The sequence below is a fragment of the Sporosarcina contaminans genome, from assembly GCF_042679045.1.
GTDB lineage: Bacteria > Bacillota > Bacilli > Bacillales_A > Planococcaceae > Sporosarcina > Sporosarcina contaminans.
In genome coordinates, this window is record NZ_JBHTLT010000049.1 from 22,941 (window position 1) to 47,135 (window position 24,195).

The 24,195-nt window shown below is 45.6% G+C and carries 24 protein-coding genes and 1 riboswitch; of the genes, 22 read left to right on the forward strand and 2 right to left on the reverse strand.

Annotated elements, in window-relative coordinates; translation table 11 throughout:
* Positions 1–290: 290 nt before the first annotated feature.
* On the reverse strand, positions 291–2,348 hold the full coding sequence (locus tag ACFQ38_RS11145) for a transglycosylase domain-containing protein (protein WP_336822854.1): 2,058 nt from the start codon (positions 2,346–2,348) through the stop codon (positions 291–293).
* A gap of 398 nt (positions 2,349–2,746) precedes the next feature.
* On the opposite strand from ACFQ38_RS11145, the gene ACFQ38_RS11150 reads away from it, so the two are divergent.
* The 16 genes from ACFQ38_RS11150 (at position 2,747) to ACFQ38_RS11225 (ending at position 15,807) form a co-directional block, all read left to right on the forward strand.
* On the forward strand, positions 2,747–3,169 hold the full coding sequence (locus ACFQ38_RS11150) for a DUF1934 domain-containing protein (protein WP_381480893.1): 423 nt from the start codon (positions 2,747–2,749) through the stop codon (positions 3,167–3,169).
* Entirely contained in the window at positions 3,166–4,833 is a 1,668-nt protein-coding gene (gene argS / locus ACFQ38_RS11155; RefSeq protein WP_381480896.1) for an arginine--tRNA ligase, read from the forward strand. Before ACFQ38_RS11150 ends, argS begins: the two co-directional genes overlap by 4 nt.
* Before the next feature lie 248 nt (positions 4,834–5,081).
* Positions 5,082–5,264: riboswitch (cobalamin riboswitch) on the forward strand.
* A gap of 15 nt (positions 5,265–5,279) precedes the next feature.
* Positions 5,280–5,432, forward strand: coding sequence for a hypothetical protein (locus ACFQ38_RS11160; protein WP_336822851.1), 153 nt, complete (start codon positions 5,280–5,282; stop codon positions 5,430–5,432).
* A 67-nt stretch (positions 5,433–5,499) separates the two neighbouring features.
* Positions 5,500–6,483 carry an ABC transporter substrate-binding protein gene (locus ACFQ38_RS11165; protein WP_336822850.1) on the forward strand — a complete coding sequence of 328 codons (984 nt, stop codon included), beginning with the start codon at positions 5,500–5,502 and terminating at the stop codon, positions 6,481–6,483.
* Positions 6,476–7,468, forward strand: coding sequence for a FecCD family ABC transporter permease (locus tag ACFQ38_RS11170; protein ID WP_381480900.1), 993 nt, complete (start codon positions 6,476–6,478; stop codon positions 7,466–7,468). The genes ACFQ38_RS11165 and ACFQ38_RS11170 overlap by 8 nt, the downstream gene beginning before the upstream one ends.
* A gap of 1 nt (position 7,469) precedes the next feature.
* Entirely contained in the window at positions 7,470–8,942 is a 1,473-nt protein-coding gene (locus tag ACFQ38_RS11175; RefSeq protein WP_336822848.1) for an adenosylcobinamide amidohydrolase, read from the forward strand.
* A complete protein-coding gene (cbiB, locus tag ACFQ38_RS11180) occupies positions 8,942–9,898 on the forward strand; it encodes an adenosylcobinamide-phosphate synthase CbiB (RefSeq protein ID WP_381480930.1) in 957 nt (318 codons plus the stop codon). Before ACFQ38_RS11175 ends, cbiB begins: the two co-directional genes overlap by 1 nt.
* Complete coding sequence (gene cobD, locus ACFQ38_RS11185; RefSeq protein WP_381480903.1) at positions 9,885–10,964, forward strand: threonine-phosphate decarboxylase CobD; 1,080 nt, start codon at positions 9,885–9,887, stop codon at positions 10,962–10,964. The genes cbiB and cobD overlap by 14 nt, the downstream gene beginning before the upstream one ends.
* A gap of 12 nt (positions 10,965–10,976) precedes the next feature.
* Entirely contained in the window at positions 10,977–11,558 is a 582-nt protein-coding gene (locus ACFQ38_RS11190) for a bifunctional adenosylcobinamide kinase/adenosylcobinamide-phosphate guanylyltransferase (protein WP_381480905.1), read from the forward strand.
* A complete protein-coding gene (locus ACFQ38_RS11195; RefSeq protein WP_381480908.1) occupies positions 11,555–12,388 on the forward strand; it encodes a cobyric acid synthase in 834 nt (277 codons plus the stop codon). The genes ACFQ38_RS11190 and ACFQ38_RS11195 overlap by 4 nt, the downstream gene beginning before the upstream one ends.
* Entirely contained in the window at positions 12,385–13,146 is a 762-nt protein-coding gene (gene cobS, locus ACFQ38_RS11200; protein ID WP_381480910.1) for an adenosylcobinamide-GDP ribazoletransferase, read from the forward strand. The genes ACFQ38_RS11195 and cobS overlap by 4 nt, the downstream gene beginning before the upstream one ends.
* Positions 13,119–13,715 (forward strand): histidine phosphatase family protein, encoded by a 597-nt coding sequence (locus tag ACFQ38_RS11205; RefSeq protein WP_381480912.1) that lies wholly within the window; start codon positions 13,119–13,121, stop codon positions 13,713–13,715. The genes cobS and ACFQ38_RS11205 overlap by 28 nt, the downstream gene beginning before the upstream one ends.
* Positions 13,658–14,053 (forward strand): bifunctional adenosylcobinamide kinase/adenosylcobinamide-phosphate guanylyltransferase, encoded by a 396-nt coding sequence (locus tag ACFQ38_RS11210; protein WP_336822841.1) that lies wholly within the window; start codon positions 13,658–13,660, stop codon positions 14,051–14,053. Before ACFQ38_RS11205 ends, ACFQ38_RS11210 begins: the two co-directional genes overlap by 58 nt.
* 2 nt (positions 14,054–14,055) lie before the next feature.
* Entirely contained in the window at positions 14,056–14,637 is a 582-nt protein-coding gene (locus ACFQ38_RS11215; protein WP_381480915.1) for a cob(I)yrinic acid a,c-diamide adenosyltransferase, read from the forward strand.
* Positions 14,638–14,641: 4 nt separating this feature from the next.
* Positions 14,642–15,127, forward strand: a complete 486-nt coding sequence (locus ACFQ38_RS11220) for an ECF transporter S component (RefSeq protein WP_381480917.1) — start codon at positions 14,642–14,644, stop codon at positions 15,125–15,127.
* The gene (locus tag ACFQ38_RS11225) at positions 15,124–15,807 is read left to right on the forward strand and encodes an alpha-ribazole-5-phosphate synthase (protein WP_381480919.1); all 684 of its coding nucleotides are present in this window, start codon (positions 15,124–15,126) and stop codon (positions 15,805–15,807) included. Before ACFQ38_RS11220 ends, ACFQ38_RS11225 begins: the two co-directional genes overlap by 4 nt.
* Positions 15,808–15,867: 60 nt before the next feature.
* On the opposite strand, the gene ACFQ38_RS11230 is transcribed toward ACFQ38_RS11225, so the two are convergent.
* Positions 15,868–15,990 (reverse strand): hypothetical protein, encoded by a 123-nt coding sequence (locus ACFQ38_RS11230; RefSeq protein ID WP_336822837.1) that lies wholly within the window; start codon positions 15,988–15,990, stop codon positions 15,868–15,870.
* 313 nt (positions 15,991–16,303) lie between these two features.
* On the opposite strand from ACFQ38_RS11230, the gene ACFQ38_RS11235 reads away from it, so the two are divergent.
* The 6 genes from ACFQ38_RS11235 to ACFQ38_RS11260 all read left to right on the forward strand — a co-directional run bounded on the left by ACFQ38_RS11235 (position 16,304) and on the right by ACFQ38_RS11260 (position 24,177).
* On the forward strand, positions 16,304–18,454 hold the full coding sequence (locus ACFQ38_RS11235; RefSeq protein WP_336822836.1) for a (Fe-S)-binding protein: 2,151 nt from the start codon (positions 16,304–16,306) through the stop codon (positions 18,452–18,454).
* 174 nt (positions 18,455–18,628) lie between these two features.
* On the forward strand, positions 18,629–19,816 hold the full coding sequence (locus ACFQ38_RS11240; RefSeq protein ID WP_381480921.1) for an acetyl-CoA C-acetyltransferase: 1,188 nt from the start codon (positions 18,629–18,631) through the stop codon (positions 19,814–19,816).
* Positions 19,817–19,831: 15 nt separating this feature from the next.
* Positions 19,832–20,680: a 3-hydroxybutyryl-CoA dehydrogenase gene (locus tag ACFQ38_RS11245; protein ID WP_381480923.1), complete on the forward strand. Its 849-nt coding sequence runs from the start codon at positions 19,832–19,834 to the stop codon at positions 20,678–20,680.
* Between the two features lie 414 nt (positions 20,681–21,094).
* Positions 21,095–22,231: an acyl-CoA dehydrogenase gene (locus ACFQ38_RS11250; RefSeq protein ID WP_381480926.1), complete on the forward strand. Its 1,137-nt coding sequence runs from the start codon at positions 21,095–21,097 to the stop codon at positions 22,229–22,231.
* Positions 22,232–22,397: 166 nt separating this feature from the next.
* Positions 22,398–23,537 (forward strand): acyl-CoA dehydrogenase, encoded by a 1,140-nt coding sequence (locus tag ACFQ38_RS11255; protein WP_336822832.1) that lies wholly within the window; start codon positions 22,398–22,400, stop codon positions 23,535–23,537.
* A 13-nt stretch (positions 23,538–23,550) separates the two neighbouring features.
* A complete protein-coding gene (locus ACFQ38_RS11260) occupies positions 23,551–24,177 on the forward strand; it encodes a TetR/AcrR family transcriptional regulator (protein ID WP_336822831.1) in 627 nt (208 codons plus the stop codon).
* The last annotated feature ends 18 nt before the right edge of the window (positions 24,178–24,195 follow it).

A 24,195-nucleotide genomic window follows, 5' to 3' on the forward strand; every position in this document is an offset into this window, starting at 1 on the left:
GAGAGGAAAGCTTTTTTGATGGTCGTATTCTGTGCTTCGCAACACGCAACACAATGTAGGCTTCGAATCATAAGGTAACTCGCCTGCAATGCTACGTAAAACAGCTTGCAACACAACTTCGACCTCGCATCTCAATGTAAATCGGTTTCAACGCAAGTGTCTCGAACAACATAGCTGCTATGCAACGCAACATGGAACTCAAATTTCAATGTAAATCAGTCACAAAGCAACGTAACCGTCTCACATTGCTACATAATTGTCCTGCAACACAATATAGCTCCAAAGTTCAATCATTCAAAAAATGAAAACGGGAAGAGCTCGAATGTGCCGTCCTCCTGCTCTTTGTTAGACCGTTCCTCACGCAACGATCGATCAGTGCAAAGTTTTTGTGGCATATCTTTATCTTTGACGTAAATTTGCCGCTGGTTTGGGCATTCGTTTACCGCAATGCCGCCGGTTTCGATGTCTACGATGACGCTTTGAACACCGCTTGGCGGGATGAACGGCTCCGGAGGCTTACCTTCATGGACTTTCTCCATGAAGTCGATCCAAATTTTCTTGGATGCCGATTTGTCGTCTAGATCGGTCAACTGTTTACCGACGTCGTAACCTGTCCAAATGCCGGCTGTGAGCGTTGGCGTGTAGCCAATCAAATATTGGTCCGAAATGGTTGTGCCCGATTTTGCAGCATATGGCCTCGTTTGCTTTGGCCGCATGGATAGTCCGGTAACGACTGAGTAGTCGTTAAAAACGGGATCAAACATACCCGTCAGTAAATGTGTCAAAACGAACGCGTCTTGCTCTGTTATAACCCGCTTTGTGCTTTTCTCCGGTCGTTCGTAAACAATATTCCCGTCAGCATCCTCAATCGATAAAATCGTCGTCGGCTCCACTTTCATTCCGCCCGAGGCGATCCGGTTATAGGCGTTTGTCATTTGCAGCAAGGTAACTTCCGAAGTACCCAATGCAACAGCTGGGGATTCTTGAAATTGTACGTCAATCCCTAAACGTTCCGCCATTTTATTGTATTTCTTATAACCGATTTCCTCTAACGTTTTCACCGCGTACACATTATCTGAAATGGCGATTGCTTGTGCCAACGATATCGGATGTCCTGCAAATTTTCCATTGACGTTTTTCGGTTCATAAGTTGCCCTTCCGTCATCATATGTGAAGATTGTCCGTTCAGTTGACAAAAATGTCATTGGGTTATAGCCGCTTTCAAGCGCGGCAGCATAGAGTACTGGCTTCATTGCAGATCCGGGCTGTCTTTTCGCTTGGGTTACCCGGTTGAAGGGGCTTTCTGCATAGTTCCGACCACCGACGAGGGCAGTGATTTCCCCGGTTTCTGGCTCGATCGACATAAAGCCTAACTGAAGTTCATTGTCAGGCATCCACCTTTCGATGATTTCCTCAGCAGTTTTTTGATGATGCGGATCGAGCGTCGTCCGGATTGTCCACCCGCCTTCAGCAGGATAGCGCCCTTTATTGCTTAAAATCTGTTCGGCTTCCCTCCAAACCTCATCTAAGAAATATGGCGCAACCCGTTTCGTACCTTGCCAATCTTCCGTCTTCAAATGAATTGCTACGTCCTTCGCACGCTCTTTTTGAATTTCGGTAATAAACCCTTGCTCCTCCATTAAGGAAAGGATAAGTAGTTGCCGCTCCCTAGAACGCTCCGGATTATCAAGCGGCGAATAGATTGATGGCCCTTTGGCAATGGCTGCAATAACAGCGGATTCTTCCAACGTCAAATCTTTTGCGGATTTATCGAAATAAAACTTGCTCGCCGCCTCAACGCCATACATCCCATGGCCGAAATATACAGTATTCAAGTAGCCTTCCAAAATGACATCTTTGTCATAAAATCGTTCCAAACGATAGGCGATGAGCGCCTCTTTTATTTTCCGATTCCATGACTTTTCGGGAGTCAAAAACAAATTCCGGGCATACTGTTGGGTAATTGTACTTGCCCCTTCCACTTTTCGCATTGTTTTAATGTCGCGTAAAATAGCACCGGCAATCCTTTTATAGTCGAACCCGCCATGCTCATAGAAATTCCGGTCCTCTGTTGCAATGAAAGCGTCGATCAACAAAGGGGAAACTTCGTCTAAGTCGACCCAATACCGTCTTTCGGCAGAAAACCGGTCGCCGATCTGTCTGCCGTTCTTATCTAAGAAGACACTCGCTTTCGGAACGCTTAAAGAGGGTGCGCCGGTAATTTGCGCATATAATCGCAAGCAAAGCAAAACGGTAAACATTGCCGTTACGCATGTCACGCTAATGAGCAGCATTGAGCGGAAGATCTTTTTTCTTTTCCTTTTTTTAATATAATCAGCTCTTCTCATATAATCCCGTCCCCATATCAATCATTACAGACAGTATGCGACAGCAAGGAAGAGATTAAACAGTAATCATGTAAAAATACAAAACATAGTCAATAGATTTCAAAAGCCGTTTCTTCAATCATGCCGCAGTGAAGATACAAGAAGTCATATGAATATGACTCAGACTGTAGACAAAGTATTTTTTCACTTTGTCTACAGTCTTTTAAAGGTTTTTAGTTATGGGATAAGTGTTTGCCCAGCTTGGCTTGAAAACGCTTGCCAGACAAGGCGCGAAGTCGAGCGAAGACCCGAATAGAACTTNTCATATGAATATGACTGAAATTCTGAAGCAGTATTGGAATAAACAACTGAAAAACGATATAATGAATAGATATTTTGAAAGTAAGGACGGTGTGCGTATGGAAACGGAAAACGGGCGCCATGTCAATGTGAAGCTTCATTCAACGATTAAGCACGATGAATCCTCTGCTGACACGCATGAATTGACGTCCAAGGGCAAACTGATTGAAAAGGGTGGAAAAACTTACTTGCGGTTTGAAGAAAGCCAAGACGGTCAAAAAGTGCACACAACGGTTAAACTGGACGAAGAAGATACGATTATCATGAGAAGCGGTGCAGTCAATATGCGTTTGCCTTTCACTGCAGGGAGCACGAGGTTAGGCAGTTATGGAGCAGGACCGGCTTCCTTTAATTTATTCGTAAAAACGGAACGTCTTCAAGTACAGGAAGGCAGCATCTTCGCGCATTACACATTGCATGCTGACGACACGCTCTTAGGTACGCATGAACTTACCATTACATATACGGAGGTACAATCATGAACGCAGTTGAACAAATTCAACAGGAAATAAAAGACGCTTTTCGCAAAGCGGTAATAGATGCCGGTTTGGCGGATGAAACGACAATTCCGGATGTAATTTTAGAAACGCCGAAAAACAAGGAGAACGGTGATTACGCAACGAATATCGCCATGCAACTGACGAAAATCGCGAAACAGCCTCCACGCGCAATTGCGGAAGCGATCCTATCAAAATTGGATGCTGACAAAACAGCGATTGATTCGATTGAAATTGCCGGACCAGGCTTCATGAACATCCGATTGAAAAATGATGTCCTCGGCGATGTTGTGAAAACGGTTCTTTCGCAAGGTGAAAATTATGGCCGTTCAACCTCAGGCAAGAATGAAAAAGTGCAAGTGGAATTTGTCTCTGCTAATCCAACGGGAGATTTGCATCTTGGACATGCACGTGGCGCGTCTTTAGGCGACTCGCTTTGCAACATCCTTGATTTTGCCGGTTATGATGTTTCCCGTGAATATTACATTAATGATGCAGGCAATCAAGTGAACAATTTGGCGCTGTCTGTTGAAGCTCGTTATTTCCAAGCATTAGGGCTTGAAAAGGAAATGCCGGAGGACGGCTATCATGGTCAAGACATTATTGACATCGGTAAAAAGTTGGCGGAAGAGTTTGGAGATCAATACGTCAACACTCCCGAACAAGAACGCCTTGAGTTTTTCAGGAAGTACGGCCTTGATTATGAATTGAATAAATTGAAAAAGGACCTTGAAGATTTCCGTGTCCGTTTCGATAATTGGTATTCCGAAACATCGCTCTATACGGACGGCAAGATCGGCGTTGCATTAGACAAACTGCGTGCGAATGGCCATGTATACGAAGAGGATGGAGCGACTTGGTTCCGTTCAACGACATTTGGCGATGACAAGGACCGTGTGTTAATTAAAAATGATGGAACGTATACGTATTTGACGCCAGATATCGCATACCATGAAGATAAAATACGCCGCGGCTTCGATAAGCTCATTAATATTTGGGGCGCGGATCACCACGGGTATATTCCGCGTATGAAGGCTGCGATAGAAGCATTAGGCTACGATCGCGACACATTGGAAGTGGAAGTTGCCCAAATGGTCCAATTGTACAAGGATGGCGAGAAGTTCAAAATGAGCAAGCGTACCGGCAAGGCGGTAACATTGCGTGAGCTCGTTGAGGAAGTTGGTCTCGATGCAGTCCGTTATTTCTTTGCGATGCGTTCTGGCGATTCGCAAATGGACTTTGATTTGGACCTTGCCATTTCGCAATCAAATGAAAACCCGGTTTACTATGCACAATACGCACATGCGCGAATTTCTTCCATTTTGCGCCAGGCTGAGGAAAAGAATTTATCTGCTTCCATGGAAAACTTGAATTTACTGCAAACGGAAAAAGAACAGACATTACTGAAGAAAATAGGCGATTTCCCGCGTGTTGTAAGCGATGCAGCAAGACTTCGTTCTCCGCACCGCATCACAACGTATATTCATGAGTTGGCAGCTGAATTCCACAGCTTCTACAATGCTGAAAAAGTATTGGATCAAGAGAACCGTGAACTATCCGAAGCTAGACTCGCACTCGTCACAGCAACAAGGACAACAATTGCGAACGCGTTGAAACTCATCGGCGTGCATGCGCCTGAAAGAATGTAAAGCAAAGAAAAAGGCTTGGAAACGTAAATGTTTCCGGGCCTTTTTTGATTGGGATAGAATGGGGGAAGTTACTTAGACGGTGTGCATTGCGGCACAATGTAGATCGTCTGTATCGCAATATAGAAGTTCGCAGCATAACAAACCTCAGGGAAATGTATAATAATTTTTCATTTGCACAGCATCAGGCATTTGGAAATCCATTCTATCGACAAGGAGAAAAACTATAGTATAATAGAGCCATACAAAATTACATATCCAAACATGAAGGTGCCCCAACGACGGGGTTAAAAGGGAAGCCGGTTGAATTCCGGCGCGGTCCCGCCACTGTAAGTGTTCGCAAACCGCCATACGCCACTGGACTTTGGTATTCCGGGAAGGCGCGGCAAGCAATGAGCACGAGCCAGGAGACCTGCCTTCATGAGTCACCCGTGCCTACGAGGATAGGTTTGGTGAAAATCGGCGTGCGTGGCCGTATTTTTACTGAACTCATTCCTCCGTTGTATGACGGGGGATTTTTATCTTTATTCAGCAAAAAGTTTCGTCTCAAAAGTGATCATCGAAGTGCATTGTTGCGCACTTTCCAATCGCTTGCTGAATAAGGTTAAAATCCAGACGCAATCACGCCATGGCGGATTGATTATTTGGAATCAACAGGAGGATTAGATAATGAAAAAGTTTTGGCAATTATGGCTAACAGCTGTCCTTGCGACATTTCTGCTAACAGCATGTGGCACTTCAGATGACGCAAAGAAGGATGAGACGACTCCGGCAACTGAAAAAACGGATAAGGCAGAGACTGAACAAGCTGTTGAAGAAGCATTTCCGGTTACATTGACGGATGCGGTAGGCAATGATATTACGCTTGAAAAAGCTCCGGAAACGATAGTTTCCATGATTCCAAGCAATACGGAAATTTTATTTGCACTCGGTTTGAATGAAGAAATAATCGGTGTCAATGATTGGGACGATTATCCCGAAGAAGCACTAAAAAAAGAAAAGATCGGCGGCATGGAATTCAACGTTGAAAAAATCATCTCGATGAATCCGGAAATTGTCTTTGCGCATGAATCCATGTTAGGCACTAGCGATGAAGGGCTGCAGCAGCTTCGTGATGCTGGTTTGAATGTATTTGTCGTGAAAAATGCAGCAGATTTTGAACAAACATATAAAACGATCGAAACGATAGGACAAGCGACTGGTAAAACAGAAGAAGCAGAAGCAATTGTCGACGAGATGAAAGCAAAAGTCGAAGAAGTCATTACAAAAACGCAAGCTGTGGAAAATAAAAAGCGTGTATTCGTCGAAACATCTGACGCACCTGAAATTTACGCCCCCGGTAAAAACACATTCATGCAAGAAATGTTGGATATGATCGGTGCTGAAAATATTGTGACAGGAGAAGGCTGGGTCATGATCAGCCCTGAAGAGATTGTAAATCAAGATCCAGACGTCATCATCGTCATGTATAGTTATGTGCCCGACATCGTTGAAAGTGTAAAAAAACGCGACGGCTTCAGCAACGTGACAGCAGTTAAGGAAGATGCGGTTGTTCAAGTAGATGAAAACTTGACGAGCAGAACAGGTCCACGTCTTGCACAAGGCTTAGAAGAAGTCGCGAGAGCCATCTATCCGGAGGCTTTCGGTGAATAAAGCAACGATCGCTTACATCGTGTCAACCGCTACGCTCATTGTAGCGGTTTGGCTCGGTGTGACGATTGGAACCGTGAACGTGCCGATCAGTACGCTATGGGATTCATCGGATCAAACCGCAACGAATATTTTATGGAAAATCAGAATGCCACGTGTCATTTTAGCCGGCCTCGTCGGAGCATCACTAGCCATTGCAGGAGCTGCTTTCCAAGGTTTATTGAAAAATCCGCTCGCTGATCCATATACCCTCGGAGTGTCATCCGGCGCCTCAGTGGGTGCTGTCATGACACTCTTTTTTGGTTTGTCCATCCCACTGTTCGGCAACTTCACATTGCCTGTATTCAGCATGATCGGTGCAGGTGTTGTCATGTTTTTAGTGTTAGGTTTTGCAAAATTGGTCGACCGTTCTATGAAAATGGAAACGATCATTTTAACAGGCATCATTTTCGGATCTTTCTTAGGGTCAGTGCTCTCTTTAATGATTGCTTTGACAGGAGAAGAACTGCGACAAATTATCGGCTGGCTATTAGGCAGCGTATCGATGCGCGGTTGGAACTATATCATCATGGTTCTACCGTTCGTCATCATCGGTTCTTTTATTTTATGGCTGAACAGACGTGAATTGAACGCGATGCTATTTGGAGAAGAACGGGCCCATTATTTAGGCGTCAACGTTAAACGGCGAAAATTCATGATTTTGATCGGAGGTTCGATATTGACAGGGGCAGCAGTGGCGGTGTCCGGAACGATCGGCTTTGTGGGTCTCGTCGTGCCTCATATGACACGTCTCATGTGGGGATCGGATCATCGGCATTTATTGATGCTTTCCTTTTTGAACGGTGCGTCATTGCTCATCATTTGCGATTTGATTGCACGCACGATCATTTCGCCTTCGGAATTGCCAGTCGGTGTCATTACAGCCTTCATCGGCGCACCGGTATTTGCATACATCTTTTACAGACAAAGAAGGAAAGGGGCGATGTGACATGTTGCATGTCAATAACCTTACGGGTGGCTATGGTAAAGAGCCAATCGTAAAAAATATCTCTTTCCAAGTAGCAAAAGGAGAAGTAGTAGGCATTTTAGGGCCGAATGGCAGCGGCAAATCGACCTTGCTCAAGCTAATATCAGGCATTTTGCCGAAACAGGATGGAACAGTAGAAGTTGACGGACAATCTGCAGAGTCGTACTCACAAAAGCAATTTGCAAGGAAAGTGGCTGTTCTGCCGCAGCTGCATGCACATGCCTTTTCCCATACTGTGAAAGACACTGTCGCTTTAGGCAGATATCCACATCAATCAGGACTATTCTCGACTTGGTCCGATGAAGATGAGCGCGCAGTTACAGAAGCGATGGAGTATACAGGCGTGTTACGCTACAAAGACACGGCAATTGAACTGCTTTCCGGTGGAGAACAGCAGCGTGTCTTCGTTGCACAGGCTTTATCGCAGGAGGCGCCCATTCTTTTATTGGATGAACCGACGAACCACCTTGATATCGCCCATCAGCAACAATTATTGGATACAATTCGTGATCATGCTTTGAAAAAAGAGACTACGATCCTATCTGTTTTTCACGATATTAACTTGGCATCCTTATATTGCGATCGCCTTTTATTGATGGATAAGGGAGAAATTTCAACGATTGGTACACCGTTGGACGTTGTTAAAGATACGACAATCGGTCCTGTTTATCATGCGCGCGTAAAAACGCAGCCCCATCCGGAATTGCCGAAGCCTCAAATGATGTTGCTGCCTCAGCAATTAAACAATGTCGATTCTATGAGAGTTACAAAAGAGCAATTTACCGTATCGAAGGAATTTGTCGCATTTCAGTCGAGGCAACCGTTGAAAACGTTGTCATCCGCTGTCCATAATCCGGGGATGGGCTGGTATCGAACTTTCGTCAATCGCCATGTCGATCAAAATTACAATATTGCCGATGCCAAGCAGGAAAACGCTAATTATTTAGAACGGCACGGTTTTCATTTAACTGAAACGGTCGGAATGATGACCGCAGTGATGACTGAGCATGTGGAGATTGGTGAGTATGAAGCGGATTTCGGCTCCATCCTTATTGCGGTGACAGCAGGAGTCGGCAATGCCGTTGACGCATCGAAAGCGATTGAGCGAGAACGAGAAAATCGAATCGGGACGATCAACACTTGGGTCATCATGAATGGCCAGTTGACGGAGGAAGCGTTCATTCAGGCGATGATTACAGCTACAGAGGCAAAAACGAAGGCGCTTCAAAATGAAAACATAAAAGATCCGCTAACAGGCACAATTGCAACAGGAACATCGACAGACAGCCTGTTAGTTGCGGCAACACAAACTGGAGAGATGCTTTCTTATGCAGGCCCGGTTAGTCCGTTAGGTAAATTGATCGGTCACGGCGTGTATGATTGCACGATCCGAGCGCTGAAAGCTTATAAAAAAGCGAAAGGCTGGACGGAATGATGGCAGCGCATTTCATTGCCATCGCCCTCGGCTTTTTTCTTGACCGAATTGTTGGCGATCCGCAGAATTGGCCGCATCCTGTCCGTTTGATCGGATCGCTTATTTCGACATTAACGAAGCGGCTAAATAAAGGAAAAGCACGCTTCATGAAAGGGACGATGGCGTTTTTCATTACTGTAGTAACTGTCACTGTGATTGTATTAACCGTTGTTTTTTTCTCGTACAAGCTGCACTTGTTTGCAGGCATTGTCGTTGAAACGATCCTCATTGCGGTTGGACTTGCCCAGAAAAGTTTGAAAGAAGCTGCTTTGGAAGTATATGAACCGTTAATAGAAGGAGATATGAAAGAAGCACGCAAAAAATTGTCTTGGATTGTTGGCAGAGACACGGAACGGTTAGGGGAAAGTGAAATAGCACGCGGAGCGATCGAAACGGTTTCTGAAAATACGGCTGATGGAATTACATCGCCTTTATTTTGGGCATTTCTTTTTGGTGCACCTGGTTTATGGATGTACAAATCGGTCAATACACTTGATTCGATGATCGGCTATCGTGATGAGCGCTATTACGAGTTCGGGAAGTTTTCTGCGCGTGCGGACGATGTATTGAATTTCATTCCTGCAAGAATGACCGGCTTGCTCATTCTGTTGTTCTCTCCGAATGAAGGGAAGATTCCTTTTGGCAAGCGATTTGCAGGCTGGAGGAAGGATGCACGTCGCCATCCGAGCCCGAACAGCGGATATTTGGAAGCTGCGACCGCGTGGCAACTGGGCGTCAAGTTAGGCGGGGAAAGCAGTTATCGGGGCGTTATTTCAAAACGGCCAGAAATTGGCCCGAATCTGCGACAGTTGGAAGCCGCCCATATTCAGACCGCGATCGTCCAAATGCACAAGGCGTCTTTTGCTTTCTTTTTATTGATGATGTTGATTGGAGTGGTACTATATGCAGTTGCCTGAGCATGGAGCGAACCCAAAGAAGTTATATGAGCGGCTCGGCATAGACGCGCCAGAGAAGCTGTTCGATTTCAGTGAGAACTGCAATCCGGCCGGCCCGCCGAAAGAAGTGCAAACGGTTTGGCCGTCTTTATTATCCAGACTGAAGCATTATCCTGATCCAGCAGGGGAGCCATTTTTGTCGGCGGCAGCAAAGTTCCACGGCGTGCCGGTAGAGAGGGTATTAGCGGGGAATGGTGCAGCGGAACTATTATCGCTCATCGCGGAAAGGTATCGGGGCAAGCGAGCGTTGATCGTTCACCCGACGTTTTCCGAATATGAAGCGACGCTCACCGCAAAAGGGGCTGAGGTGGTACGTATCATCGCCTCTGAAACGGACGGCTTTAAATTGCCAACAGAGCAAATTTTAGAAGCTTTACACCATGTCAATGTCCTTTATTTATGCACTCCGAATAATCCGACTGGCGTATTGCCACCACGTGACGAGCTTGACTTAATTATTCGAACAGCAGGCGAAACAGGCTGTGAAATCGTTTTGGATGAAGCATTCATTGATTTTGTAGATGAATCAGCTTCCTTTATTTCTGACATAGAGTGCTATAAGCATGTCATCATCGTCCGATCGATGACGAAAATGTATGCCATTCCGGGCATCCGGCTTGGGTATGTCATTGCGCATCCTATAGTAATCGAATCGTTAAAAGCTGCCGCTCCGCATTGGAATGTGAATGGCTTCGCTGCTTTTATCGGAAAGATTTGCCTTGAGCAGATCGACTACCGTGAACGTGCAATCCGCCATGCAACAAAAGCTCGTGAGGAAATGAGCTTCTTTTTGAAGTCGAATGGCTGCGTCGTAACAGACTCGACTGCAAACTTCTTATCCTTCAAATTTGGTGGACAGACGAAAGAGCTGTATGAGCATTTGCTTGAAAAGGGCATGGTGCTCCGCCATTCGGAAAATTTCATAGGGATGGATGGAAATTGGCTTCGAATCGGCATGAAAGGCGAAAATGAGCTTCATTTGCTGAAAGAGGAACTGTCCAATTGGTTTGCGGTGCAAAATCGGTAAGGGGGGAAGCGCATGCTTACATTTATTAGCGGCGGCGTACGAAGTGGAAAGAGCGCTTATGCCGAAAAACGGTTAGTGGAGCAGGCGAATAGCTCAGGGGGCAGGCTCATTTACATAGCATCCGGGCAAGCGACGGACGATGAAATGCGTGAGCGGATCGCAAAACATCGCCATGATCGGGCAGATGCGGGCTGGCTAACTTTTGAACAGCCGATCGCAATTGCCGAGTTGTTGCCGCATATTCAGCCGGGAGATTATGTCCTTTGGGATTGCTTGACAACTTGGCTCGCAAATGAAATGTATACGACAAATCAAGACGGTATTTTTTGCGTCAACGTCCCGGGCTGTATGGAGAGAAAGTGCAGTGAGGTGGTAGCTGCGGTTGAAAATATGCGCGAAATCGCCACCCATGTAACGATCGTCTCCAATGAAGTATTGGATGAACTTCCGTCTCCATATGAAGAAACGAAGAGATATAGCCAATTGCTTGGAGACCTTCATTGCAAATTCGTGCAAATTGCCGACAATGCAATCGAAATGGACTATGGGTTTGCAATTGAGTGGAAAAAGGAAGGGCAGGTGTGCGTGCAATGAAAGGTATCATGGTGATGGGCACGGCGTCCGATGTTGGCAAAACGATGATTTGCACGGCGCTTTGCCGGATTTTATCAGATGAAGGACTGAAAGTTGCCCCGTTCAAATCGCAAAATATGTCTGGCTTTTCCATAGCGCTCAACGATGGCAAAGTGATGAGCCGTGCGCAATATTTACAAGCGGAGGCAGCAAGGACAAAACCCCTTATTGAAATGAACCCGATTTTATTGAAGCCGACAAAAAATATGAAGTCGGAAGTCTTCTTATTAGGGGAGCGCTTCGGCGAAATCGGCGGGATGGATTATCGGAAACGTTTTTTCGAGACTGCACTGCAAACAGTGGAAACGGCGCTTGCGAAAATCAATTCTGAGTTCGAGATGATCGTCATCGAAGGGGCGGGAAGCCCTTCCGAAGTGAATTTAAATGACCGGGAGATCGTCAATATGCGCATAGCGGATATGGCGGACGTTCCTGTACTATTAGTTGCTGACATTGAACGTGGCGGAGCGATCGCCTCGATCGTAGGGACGATCATGTTGCTAAAGCCGGAGCATAGATCGCGTATAAAAGCGATTGTTGTGAATAAATTTCACGGGGACCCGGCTTTATTTAAAGAGGGCGTTGAATTTATTGAATCGTATACGAATATTCCGGTAGTAGGCATCCTCCCTTATATGAAAGATCATGGCATCGAAGAGGAAGATATGGATAGGCCGACAGCTGCTGTATCTGATGATCGGGACGTTTACGATGAGTGGGCAAAGCATGTGAAAGCCCACTTGAACTGGCCACTACTGAAAGAAATTATGTCGGGTCGGGTGAAAGGATGAAGGGATTCGTACTGTCTTTACAGTTTTTCACTTCTATTCCAATTAAAAAGGAGCTCCCTATGGGCAAAAAAGAAGTCACCTCGATGTATATCGCTTTGCCTATTATTGGAGGTCTCATCGGGTTGTTCACTTTCGGGGTAGCGATGCTGTCGGAAACAATTAACTTCAGTCCGTTGTTAACAGCTGTGCTTTTATTAATCGTGATGACCGGCTTGACTGGCGGTCTCCATCTTGACGGTTTTGCGGATACAGGAGACGCTTATTTTTCCTATAGAGATTTAAAAAAGCGCCATGAAATTTTAAACGATCCACGTATAGGTGCTTTTGGAACGATGGCAATGGTTTTCTTGCTGTTGTTGAAAGCGGCATTGCTTTATGAGTTTTTGAGCGGCAATGCTAGCGGGTTTGCTGTTTTTATTGCCATTCCATTGCTTGCCCGGGCGGGGATGAATGTTTATTTTGCACTTACCCCTCTCTCGAAAGAAGAAGGAATTGCCCACTTTTTCAAAACGAAAATGAATGGCCGTATAGTGAAATTGGGTTCTTTGCTAATCGGGCTTGCAACGTTAATTGCAACTATCTTTGCTTTGTCGACAATTTTGCTGCCAATTGTTTGGTTCGTCGTTCTTGTGCTTGGAGTGCTTTTATTTAACAGATGGTCTTTGAAGCATTTTGGAGGCGTTACCGGAGATTTATGCGGCGCATTTATCGAAGGGATGGAGGCGGTTTTATGGATCGTGGCCATAGTTTGTATGTAATACGCCATTTTCCAACTGAGGGAAATGAAAAGAAACAATATATTGGCTGGACAAATGAGCCGATCATTCCTTTAGAAATGAATCCACTTTCTATTGACGTGTCGACCGTCTATGGCAGTGATCTCCTTCGTGCAAAGCAGACTGCTAAGATTTATTTCCCAAACGCTTCCTACTCCGCAGATGAACGCCTTCGTGAATGTCATTTCGGGGCATTTGAAGGGAAAACGTACACGGAATTGGAGACGGATCAACAGTATCGGAACTGGATTGGCGATCCACACCGCTATGCGCCCACAGGCGGGGAAAGTTTGAAGGAAATGCGGTTGCGGGTAGTGGAGGCACTTCGATCGTTGCCGAATGAAGCATTTGCCGTAACGCACGGAGGACCGATCCGGATGATGATGGCGCAATTCGCTCCGGAGGAAAAACCTTTTTGGTCATGGATTGTCCCGCACGGTTCCATTTGGAAATTTAGATGGAAAAACCGGGCTGATTTGGAGGAGGGAAGAAGATGCATGTCGTTGTCGGAGGTGCGCATAACGGAAAACGGGCATATGTCAGGGAACTGATCGGTACGGATGAAGATTATCTATTCGCAGATCGTCCTGAAATGATCGATGCACTGCCGGATTGCGAGAAAGTGGTCGTCGCTAATATTGAGGAATGGCTTCTTCAGACGAAATTGTCGGAAGCGGAAGCGATATCGCATATACTGAAAATAACTGAAGGGCGTGAAGTCATCTTCATTTTGACGGATATTGGCAGAGGAATTGTGCCGATGGACGCCGAACAACGTAGAGTAAGAGATGCATGCGGCCGTCTTTATCAAAGGCTATTTCGGGAAGCAAATGTAGTGACGAGAGTTTGGTACGGTTTGCCACAAACTTTAAAGAAAAGGGGAGAGTAAGTATGAAAATTTATACGAAAACAGGCGATAAAGGAAAAACGAGCTTAATCGGCGGGCGTGTCGATAAGGATAGTCTTCGCGTAGAGGCATATGGCACGATGGATGAATTGAATTCGTTCATCGGAAAAGCGATGACCGAATTAGACAGCGCTAAATTCGGGGATATTCTTGAAGATTTGGAAGCGATTCAAAACGAATTATTCGATGGAGGCGGCGATCTTGCAAATGTCATGAAAGAGCGCCATTACAAATTAGCAGAAGGCCCGATTGAAGTGTTAGAGCAGCGAATCGATGCATTGATGGAAGAGGCACCACCGCTTGAAAAATTCATTTTGCCTGGCGGATCGCCAGCAGCAGCTACGCTTCATATTGCACGCACGGTTACGAGAAGAGCTGAACGATTGACAGTGACGCTAATGAAAGCGGAAGAGGAAGTGCCGGCAATTGTCCAACGTTACTTGAACCGGCTTTCAGACTATTTATTCGTCGCGGCGCGCATTGTCAATGCACGCTTAGGTGTTTCTGATAATGAATATGTGCGAAGTGCAAAAGTATTCAGGACTGACAAGAAGAAAGGGGAATAATGAATTGAAGCTTAAAAGGATGACATTGACCGCATTATTTGCTGCACTTTGTGTCATCGGCGGGCTAATTAAAATTCCATCAGGAGTCGGTTCATTGGCGTTGGATACAGTGCCTGCTCTGTTAGCGGTTTCTTTCTTGCCGCCTGTATTTGTCGGCATCGCATCTTTAATGGGGCATTTAGCTTCGGCAATGTATGCGGGCTTCCCATTAGGCCCCTTCCATTTGCTCGTCGCTGCTGAAATGTTTGTCATTTTGTATCTATTTGCCCGGCTGCACCGTGCAGACCGCCATGTGCTGAAATGGGCTTTCTTCATTATTGCAAACGGTGTGTTGGCTTCATTGCCCTTTTATTTTCTTCTATCTCCAGCAGTCTTCGTTGGCCTATTGCCATCCGTTTTGATGGCGACCGTATTGAATGCTGCAGTGGCGGCTGTTGTAATGCCTGCATTGCGCAAAGTGGCTGTTAAACGATTCGGTGCAAGCAATTGAGAAATGCCATGGACATCGGTGGAGGGCTGATCCTCACGACAGACAACTCAGGTGGCATCGGTGAAAAGCCTGCTGATCTCATACATGTACCGGATGAAGTAACTGCCTATTTCGCCGCCCGCGTTGCTTTAGTGGAGCAATGGGCGGCAAATGCCGAGCCGGTTACGGTGTTAATTCACAATTTCAGTGGTGAGAATAGTTGGAATCGCTATGTTGCAGGAGTCGAAAAAGCCTTTTCGGAATCAAGCATGGCGTTGCCAAAAATTACAGGAAGCACTGAAACAAATATGGAAATGGTGCAATCCGCAGTTGCAATTACAATGATCGGCAAGCAGTCGGGATTAATTTCACCGATTGAAGGGCTCATTTGGAGAATATACGGTACCCCGCTTGTAGGAGACGAAGTGGTGGAGCGAGTGGGAGAAATTGCTCAATTACAAATCTTGCACGATGCATATCGCAACAGAATCATCGAGCGGCTATGGCCTGTCGGCTCGAAAGGCATTTTACATGAAATCCAGAAAATAACCGGAACGGAAAACGTTCAAGTGCAGACGGAATTGGAGATCGAAAAATCAGCCGGCCCAGCGACCGCTGTATTGCTCGGTATCCGTCCAGATATGCTTAAGCAGGCAGAGCAGCATTTTGGAAACCATCTGCATCGGTTGGAAATTAAATAATAATTATAGCTGTCCTAATTAGGGCGGCTTTTTTTGCAGTGGAGATGTGGCTGAATACGTTCAGTCTTCGCCAGTAAATCCACAATGCACGCCAGTAAACGCATAGTCTTCGCCAGTAAATCCACGCTTCACGCCAGTAAACACACAGTCTTCGCCAGTGAATCCACAATTCCAACCAGTCATAATCAATGCCCGGCGAATAAACCGAAAATCCTATCAATACACCACAAAGCTAATAAGTCTGATTCCGCGATTAAATAATTTGTAAACCGCTTGAAATTGAGGTGGAGTCTATAAGAAAGAATGGACCTCCTGCAATCCATGCCAACATTCCGTTACTTTCAATAGGAAATCATCTAAAAAGTATTGCAAAATAAAAAAATACGTTGACTGAATGCTCATTCATATCTTAGACTATTAAATAGAACATCGACACCGTATCTAATTTCTACTACACTATTCGTAACGTTCATACAAAGGGAAGGAGAGAGATGGCATGAAGGCTTTATTAATCGCCAATTGGGTATTGTTTTTAGTTGTTACCGCTTATGCTTTGGCGTTATTTACGTATTTGATTAAGTCACGTGTCGAATTCGTTAAGTTGGGGAGAAAAGAAGAATTCGATAATAATGTCTCTAAGAGGCTGAGAGAAGTTTGGGTAAATGTTTTTGGGCAGAAGAAATTATTGAAGGATAAGAAAAGTGGTTCAATCCACGTCATGTTCTTCTATGGATTCCTTCTCGTTCAGTTCGGTGCGATTGACTTAATTTGGAAAGGATTGAAGCCGGGGTCCCATTTACCATTTGGGCCGATTTACAGCGGGTTTACTTTTTTCCAGGAAATCGTTGTGGCCGTTATTTTAGTCGCAGTCGTTTGGGCATTCCACCGCCGTTATGTTGAGAAGCTTGTCCGTTTAAAGCGCGGCTGGAAGTCGGGGCTTGTTCTTATTTTCATTGGAACGCTCATGTTGTCGACGCTTGTCGCAAACGGAATGAATATGATATGGCAAGGCCATGAAACGACATGGACGGAACCGATGGCGTCAGCAATTGCAACCGCTTTCAGCTTCATGTCGCCAACAGCTGCAGCTGTAGTGTTCTTCGTAGCTTGGTGGATTCACTTGCTAACTTTGCTAACATTCTTAGTGTATGTGCCTCAATCGAAGCACGCGCACCTAATTGCAGGGCCGATCAACACGTATATGATGCGGTTTGATCGCAGAGGTAAATTGGCGCCTATCGATTTTGAAGCGCTTGAGGAAGTTGAAGATGAAGACGAAATGCCTGCGTTAGGAGTTGGCAAAATTACTGATTTCACGCAAAAGCAGATGATTGACTTCTATGCTTGCGTTGAATGCGGTCGCTGTACGAATATGTGTCCTGCGACAGGGACAGGTAAAATGCTATCTCCGATGGATTTGATAACAAAGCTTCGTGATAATTTGACGAATACAGGTGCCTTAGTGACGAAGAAACAGCCGTGGGTGCCGACATTCGCTTTTAGCAATACGAAAGGCAATCAAATTGCGCTAGCAGCAGGTCTTGAAGGTGCTTCAATGGATGATATTTACAATCCATCGCTAATCGGTGACGTGATTACAGAAGAGGAAATTTGGGCTTGTACAACTTGCCGTAACTGTGAGGATCAGTGCCCGGTTATGAACGAACACGTCGATAAAATTATTGACCTTCGTCGTTATCTTGTCATGACGGAAGGTAAAATGGATGCGGATGCACAGCGCGCAATGACTAACATTGAGCGCCAAGGAAATCCTTGGGGTCTTAACCGGAAAGAAAAAGAGAATTGGAGAGATGCGCGCCCAGATCTTCATATTCCAACTGTCAAGGAAATGAAAAAGGCGGGCGAGGAGTTTGAATATTTATTCTGGGTCGGCTCAATGGGAGCATTCGATAACCGATCTCAAAAAATCGCACTTTCATTTGCACACCTTCTGAATGAGGCGGGCGTCAAATTTGCGATTTTAGGAAATAAAGAAAAGAACTCTGGAGATACACCACGTCGTTTAGGGAATGAATTCTTGTTCCAGGAATTGGCCACGGCCAATATCGCAGAGTTCGAAAAGGCGGGCGTCAAAAAAATCGTCACGATCGATCCGCATGCATACAATATTTTCAAAAATGAGTATCCAGATTTCGGATTCAATGCACTTGTCCTTCATCACACGGAATTGCTTTATGACCTTGTCATGGCAGGGAAGCTGAATCCGAAACATGAAATTAACGAAACGATCACGTTCCATGATTCTTGTTATTTAGGCCGTTACAATGATGTGTACGATGCTCCACGGGAAATTTTGAAAAAGATACCGGGTGTCAATTTGGTCGAAATGAAGCGGAATCGCCAGGATGGTATGTGCTGTGGCGCAGGCGGCGGATTAATGTGGATGGAAGAGGATGCTGGTCACCGCATAAACGTGGCACGAACTGAACAAGCGATGGAAGTAAGCCCGGGCATCATTTCTTCAGGCTGTCCGTACTGCTTGACGATGCTTTCCGACGGAACAAAAGCGATCGAAGTAGAAGACAAAGTTGGTACGTACGATATTGCGGAACTTCTTGAACGTTCCATTTTTGGTGAAGAGCATGAGCCGGCTGTGACAGAGGAAGAATCGCCAATTTTACAATAAGTCAATTGCGCCGTTAAAGGAATAGAGTTATAATATAGAAAACTATGATTGATTTATGAAAATTAATAGGGAGTCTTAGCACTCCCTTTTTCTTTGAAATAGGACTGAGCGAGCGTTCAGTCGTAATTCAATCAAGAAATGTAAACGCTATCAAAATGGAATGGGGGAGAAGTTATGATGAGAACAGTTATTTTGGACGGTGCAAGAACGCCTTTTGGAAAATTTGGCGGAGGGCTATCGTCGAAAAGTGCTTCGGACTTAGGGGGAATTGCCATTAAAGAAGCGTTGTACCGTTCAGGAGTAGCAGTGCAAGAAGTGGATGAAGTCATTATGGGAACCGTTTTACAGGCGGGCCAAGGTCAAATCCCTTCACGGCAAGCTGCGACAAAAGCTGGGCTTCCATGGTCTGTCAAAACGGAAACGATCAACAAAGTTTGTGCATCTGGCATGCGAAGTGTCACGTTGGCCGACCAGCTTATACGATTGGGCGATGAAGAGGTGATCGTTGCTGGAGGCATGGAATCGATGTCCAATGCGCCTTACTATCTTCCGAAAGGCAGATTTGGCCTGAAAATGGGGGACGCACAGCTATTGGACGGAATGATTTATGACGGCCTCTCTTGCGCTTTTTCACCGGAACGCGTTCATATGGGGACGTATGGCAATCAAACGGCAAACAGTTTTTCATTAACACGCGAGCAGCAGGATGAATGGTCGCTCCGAAGCCATGAACGGGCATTGGCCGCAATGGAGGAAGGAAAGTTTATGGAAGAAATCGTAGCGGTTGAAATTCCGCAGCGAAAAGGTGATGCCATTCAAGTGGATGCGGATGAAGCGCCTCGCAAAGATACATCTCTTGAGTCACTCGCAAAATTGCGACCAGCTTTTGATAAGGACGGAACGATTACAGCAGGCAATGCACCGGGGGTTAATGATGGTGCTTGTGCACTCGTCCTCATGAGCGAAGAGCGGGCAAAAAAGGAAGGGAAACAGCCGCTTGCAACGATTATCGATCATGCGGAAGTAGCCGTTGAACCTGAAAATTTCCCGCAAACGCCGGGGCTTGTCATTAACGAGTTGTTAGAGAAAACGGGCAAGCAATTGGCGGATATTGATTTATTTGAAATAAACGAAGCATTTGCAGCTGTGGCGCTCGTTAGTTCACAAATCGCTGAACTTGATCCTGAAAAAGTGAACGTCAATGGTGGAGCGGTTGCGCTTGGCCACCCGATAGGAGCGAGCGGAACGCGCATTATTTTGACTCTGGCATATGAATTGAAACGCCGTGGGGGCGGAATTGGAATTGCCGCGATTTGTTCAGGCGGCGGGCAAGGCGACGCAATCATGATTGAAGTGAAATAAGGGGGAGCAACGAGTATGGAAATTAAAAAAGTGATGGTCATCGGTGCAGGGCAAATGGGAGGCGGCATCGCTCAAGTATGTGCACAAGCCGGATTTGAAGTGAAATTGAACGATATTAAAGAAGAGTCCTATACGAAAGGGATCGGCGTCATTTCAAAAAATCTATCACGTAATGTAGAAAAAGGCAGAATGACCGAAGATGAAAAAAATGAAGTGTTAGGACGCATAACGAAATCATTGGATTTGCAAGATGCAGCTGATGTGGACATCGTTATCGAAGCAGCCGTTGAAAATATGGAAGTGAAAAAGTCTATTTTCGCACAGCTTGACGGTATTGCGCCAGAACATGCGATTTTGGCTTCGAATACGTCATCACTTCCAATTACGGAAATCGCAGCAGCAACAAACCGTCCTGAAAAAGTGATCGGCATGCACTATATGAATCCGGTGCCAGTCATGAAATTGGTCGAAATCATCCGCGGGCTTGCCACTTCCGATGAAGTGTACGAAGCGGTCGAAGCGATGACTTACAAACTATCCAAAACGCCGGTAGAAGTGAATGATTATCCTGGTTTCGTCGCAAACCGCGTCCTTATGCCAATGATCAATGAAGCGATCTATACGTTGTACGAAGGTGTAGCTACAAAAGAATCGATTGATGAAGTGATGAAATTAGGCATGAACCACCCGATGGGCCCATTGCAATTAGCTGATTTCATCGGCCTCGATACTTGCTTATACATTATGGAGACGTTGCATGAAGGGTTCGGCGATTCGAAATACCGCCCATGTCCATTGCTACGCAAGTATGTGAATGCAGGGTGGTTAGGGAAGAAATCCGGCCGCGGCTTTTATGAATATTGATTTGCCGGATAGGCGTTGTTAGTGGATGTACACATTTTTGAAGTAGGCTATGCGTGTTGCGATAGGATTTCCGCGTTGGTTGCATTGCAATATGCCAATATATGTGCGGGATGACTGGGCATAGTTGAATGTGCAAGTTCGCGACAGATGCCTTTGACTAACGTAAGGGTTTAGTAGAAAGAGCTATCGTTTGAATGATGAATTATGAGCTTTTTAAATAACTTATGCGTTTGACCTGATAGCTTATGCGCGAAAGAAACTATTTATGTGTTTTTTTAATGAATTATGCGTGCGTAAAGGAAAATATGCGCTTTTAAAAATATTTAAGCGGGTTTGACGTAATTTAATTGGCTTGCAAAGACCGGTTAGCATGGGAATGGGTTTTGTTGATATCAACTTAAAGGGGTTAGTCGAATGCATTTACAATTCACCGAAGAACAGCAAATGATGCGTGCGATGGTAAGGGATTTTGCAAAGAGCGAGATTGAGCCATTCATTCCACGGATGGAGGCTGGAGAATTTCCGAGGGAGATTCTTATAAAGATGGGCGAGATCGGATTGATGGGCATAACGGTGCCAGAGGAGTACGGCGGTTCGGAAATGGATTTTGTTTCGTACATTATCGCCATCCATGAGCTGTCGAAGGTTAGTGCAGTGATGGGGGTTATCCTCTCTGTTCATACGTCAGTTGGCACAAATCCGATTTTGTATTTTGGCACTGAAGAGCAAAAGCAGCGTTACATACCGAAAATGGCTTCAGGCGAATATTTAGGGGCATTTTGCCTGACGGAACCGGCTTCGGGATCAGACGCAGGCTCTTTGAAGACACGGGCAGTAAAAAAAGATGATCATTATGTGCTGAACGGCTCTAAAGTATTCATTACAAACGGCGGCGAGGCGGATGTGTACATCGTTTTTGCATCGACCGATTCAGCGCAAGGAACGAAAGGAATTACGGCGTTCATTGTCGACAAAGATACACCGGGGCTTATCATCGGCAAGGATGAAGAAAAGATGGGGCTGCACGGCTCCCGTACCGTTCAGCTGACGTTTGAAGATATGGAAGTGCCTGCAACAAACCGCTTAGGCGAAGAAGGCGAAGGGTTCAAAATTGCGATGGCGAATTTGGATGTCGGCCGAATCGGCATAGCAGCTCAATCTTTAGGCATTGGAGAAGCGGCTTTGGAGGCGGCGACTGAATATGCAAAGCAACGTGAGCAATTCGGCAAGCCGATTGCTGCCAACCAAGGTGTAGGCTTCAAGCTTGCGGATATGGCGACTGCTTCAGAAGCGGCGAGACTGTTAGTATACCGGGCGGCACAGCTTCGGGCTGAAGGAAAACCTTGCGGGAAAGAAGCTTCTATGGCAAAACTGTTCGCATCACAAACGGCAGTAGATAATGCGATCGAAGCTGTGCAAATTTTTGGCGGCTACGGCTATACGGAAGATTATCCAGTCGAGCGTTATTTCCGTGATGCGAAGGTGACACAAATTTACGAGGGAACAAGTGAAATTCAACGGATTGTCATTAATAAACATTTGATGAATTAACAGCAATCGTGCTTATGCGACTTATAGTCATTACAATTCATAGGATTGTATTTGAATACATATCGATTGCCTATAAAAGATTGTTGTTTTCGTTCATTATGCAATCGTTGTTCACGAATCGAAAAATGTTTACACAGGCACCGACAAAACAATAGGGGGAATAGACATGAATTTTACATTATCCGAAGAACATGAAATGATCCGAAAAATGGTACGCGACTTTGCTGAGAAGGATGTGGCGCCAACAGCTGCAGAACGGGATGAAGAAGAACGATTTGATATGGAAATCTTTAAGAAAATGGCGGAATTGGGGCTGACAGGCATTCCTTGGCCTGAAGAATATGGCGGCATCGGAAGTGATTACTTGGCGTATGTCATCGCGGTTGAGGAATTATCACGCGTTTGTGCGTCGACTGGTGTAACGTTATCTGCACATACATCGCTTGCAGGATGGCCGGTATATAAGTTCGGTACAGAAGAGCAAAAGCAGAAATACCTTCGTCCAATGGCGGAAGGGTCAAAAATAGGAGCTTACGGTTTGACGGAGCCTGGGTCCGGTTCAGATGCGGGGGGCATGCGCACAACTGCGAAATTGGATGGCGATGAGTATGTGTTGAATGGCTCCAAGATTTTCATTACAAATGGAGGTATTGCAGACATTTATATTGTCTTTGCGGTAACCGATCCGGCATCAAAGCATAAGGGCACAAGCGCGTTCATCGTAGAAAAAGACTTCCCGGGCTTCTCTGTCGGCAAGAAGGAGAAGAAATTAGGAATTCGATCTTCTCCAACTACGGAAATTATGTTCGATAATTGCCGTGTGCCAAAGGAGAATTTGTTAGGAGAAGAAGGCCAAGGGTTTATTATCGCAATGAAAACGCTTGATGGCGGCCGCAATGGAATCGCTGCACAAGCGGTCGGAATTGCGCAAGGTGCGTTAGATGCTGCAACGGATTATGCGAAGGAACGTGTGCAGTTCGGCAAGCCGATTGCTGCCAATCAAGGCGTAGGCTTCAAATTGGCTGATATGGCGACAGCGACAGAGGCTTCTCGCTTGCTGACGTACCAAGCAGCTTGGCTGGAATCCAATGACTTGCCATATGGAAAGGCATCCGCGATGGCGAAACTGATGGCTGGAGATACAGCGATGAAAGTGACGACGGAAGCGGTTCAAGTGTTCGGCGGCTATGGCTATACGAAAGATTATCCAGTTGAACGCTATATGCGCGATGCAAAAATAACGCAAATATATGAAGGAACGCAGGAAATTCAACGTCTTGTCATCTCCCGCATGCTGACGAAATAATCGGGGGTGCGAAATGCAAGTGAAACGTGTAGTGAAATCGTCGGTAAAGGATGCGAATTTAATTGAAAAACGGCGCGAGCAAATCATTAGTGGAGCTGTCCAGCTGTTCAAGGTGAAAGGGTTCCACCGCGCGACGACGAGGGAAATTGCCAAAGCGGCCGGCTTCAGCATTGGAACGCTGTACGAATACATCCGTACGAAAGAGGATGTCCTCTACCTCGTTTGTGACAGCATTTACAATGAAGTACAAAGACGCCTGTCGACGGTCGCTGATCACGCAGGCGATATAAATGGCCTTCGAATGGCGATCGATGCGTATTATCGTCTAATTGATAATATGTCTGATGAATTTGTCGTCATGTATCAAGAGTCAAAATCATTGCCGAAGGACGCTTTGCAATACGTCCTAAAAAAAGAGATGGAAATGGTCGCATTATTTGAAGGCTTGCTTTCAACTTGCGTGCATTCGGGGGAATTGCGCATTGGGGAAGAAGAGGTTCCTGCAACAGCACATCATATCGTCGTAATTGGACAAATGTGGGCATTCCGCAGATGGGCATTGCAACGCGACTACTCAATTGACGATTTCATCCGTTATCAAACCGACCAAATTATGAATGGGATTGTGAAAAGTTCTTAATGTATTGGGAACGCGCTA

Bases quoted from the DNA above. Each gene is read 5' to 3' on its own strand.
- ACFQ38_RS11145 (WP_336822854.1), bottom strand. From the start codon at position 2,348: ATGAGAAGAGCTGATTATATTAAAAAAAGGAAAAGAAAAAAGATCTTC.
- ACFQ38_RS11150 (WP_381480893.1), top strand. From the start codon at position 2,747: ATGGAAACGGAAAACGGGCGCCATGTCAATGTGAAGCTTCATTCAACG.
- argS (WP_381480896.1), top strand. From the start codon at position 3,166: ATGAACGCAGTTGAACAAATTCAACAGGAAATAAAAGACGCTTTTCGC.
- ACFQ38_RS11165 (WP_336822850.1), top strand. From the start codon at position 5,500: ATGAAAAAGTTTTGGCAATTATGGCTAACAGCTGTCCTTGCGACATTT.
- ACFQ38_RS11175 (WP_336822848.1), top strand. From the start codon at position 7,470: ATGTTGCATGTCAATAACCTTACGGGTGGCTATGGTAAAGAGCCAATC.
- cbiB (WP_381480930.1), top strand. From the start codon at position 8,942: ATGGCAGCGCATTTCATTGCCATCGCCCTCGGCTTTTTTCTTGACCGA.
- cobD (WP_381480903.1), top strand. From the start codon at position 9,885: ATGCAGTTGCCTGAGCATGGAGCGAACCCAAAGAAGTTATATGAGCGG.
- ACFQ38_RS11190 (WP_381480905.1), top strand. From the start codon at position 10,977: ATGCTTACATTTATTAGCGGCGGCGTACGAAGTGGAAAGAGCGCTTAT.
- ACFQ38_RS11195 (WP_381480908.1), top strand. From the start codon at position 11,555: ATGAAAGGTATCATGGTGATGGGCACGGCGTCCGATGTTGGCAAAACG.
- cobS (WP_381480910.1), top strand. From the start codon at position 12,385: ATGAAGGGATTCGTACTGTCTTTACAGTTTTTCACTTCTATTCCAATT.
- ACFQ38_RS11205 (WP_381480912.1), top strand. From the start codon at position 13,119: ATGGATCGTGGCCATAGTTTGTATGTAATACGCCATTTTCCAACTGAG.
- ACFQ38_RS11210 (WP_336822841.1), top strand. From the start codon at position 13,658: ATGCATGTCGTTGTCGGAGGTGCGCATAACGGAAAACGGGCATATGTC.
- ACFQ38_RS11215 (WP_381480915.1), top strand. From the start codon at position 14,056: ATGAAAATTTATACGAAAACAGGCGATAAAGGAAAAACGAGCTTAATC.
- ACFQ38_RS11230 (WP_336822837.1), bottom strand. From the start codon at position 15,990: ATGACTGGTTGGAATTGTGGATTCACTGGCGAAGACTGTGTGTTTACT.
- ACFQ38_RS11235 (WP_336822836.1), top strand. From the start codon at position 16,304: ATGAAGGCTTTATTAATCGCCAATTGGGTATTGTTTTTAGTTGTTACC.
- ACFQ38_RS11240 (WP_381480921.1), top strand. From the start codon at position 18,629: ATGATGAGAACAGTTATTTTGGACGGTGCAAGAACGCCTTTTGGAAAA.
- ACFQ38_RS11245 (WP_381480923.1), top strand. From the start codon at position 19,832: ATGGAAATTAAAAAAGTGATGGTCATCGGTGCAGGGCAAATGGGAGGC.
- ACFQ38_RS11250 (WP_381480926.1), top strand. From the start codon at position 21,095: ATGCATTTACAATTCACCGAAGAACAGCAAATGATGCGTGCGATGGTA.
- ACFQ38_RS11255 (WP_336822832.1), top strand. From the start codon at position 22,398: ATGAATTTTACATTATCCGAAGAACATGAAATGATCCGAAAAATGGTA.
- ACFQ38_RS11260 (WP_336822831.1), top strand. From the start codon at position 23,551: ATGCAAGTGAAACGTGTAGTGAAATCGTCGGTAAAGGATGCGAATTTA.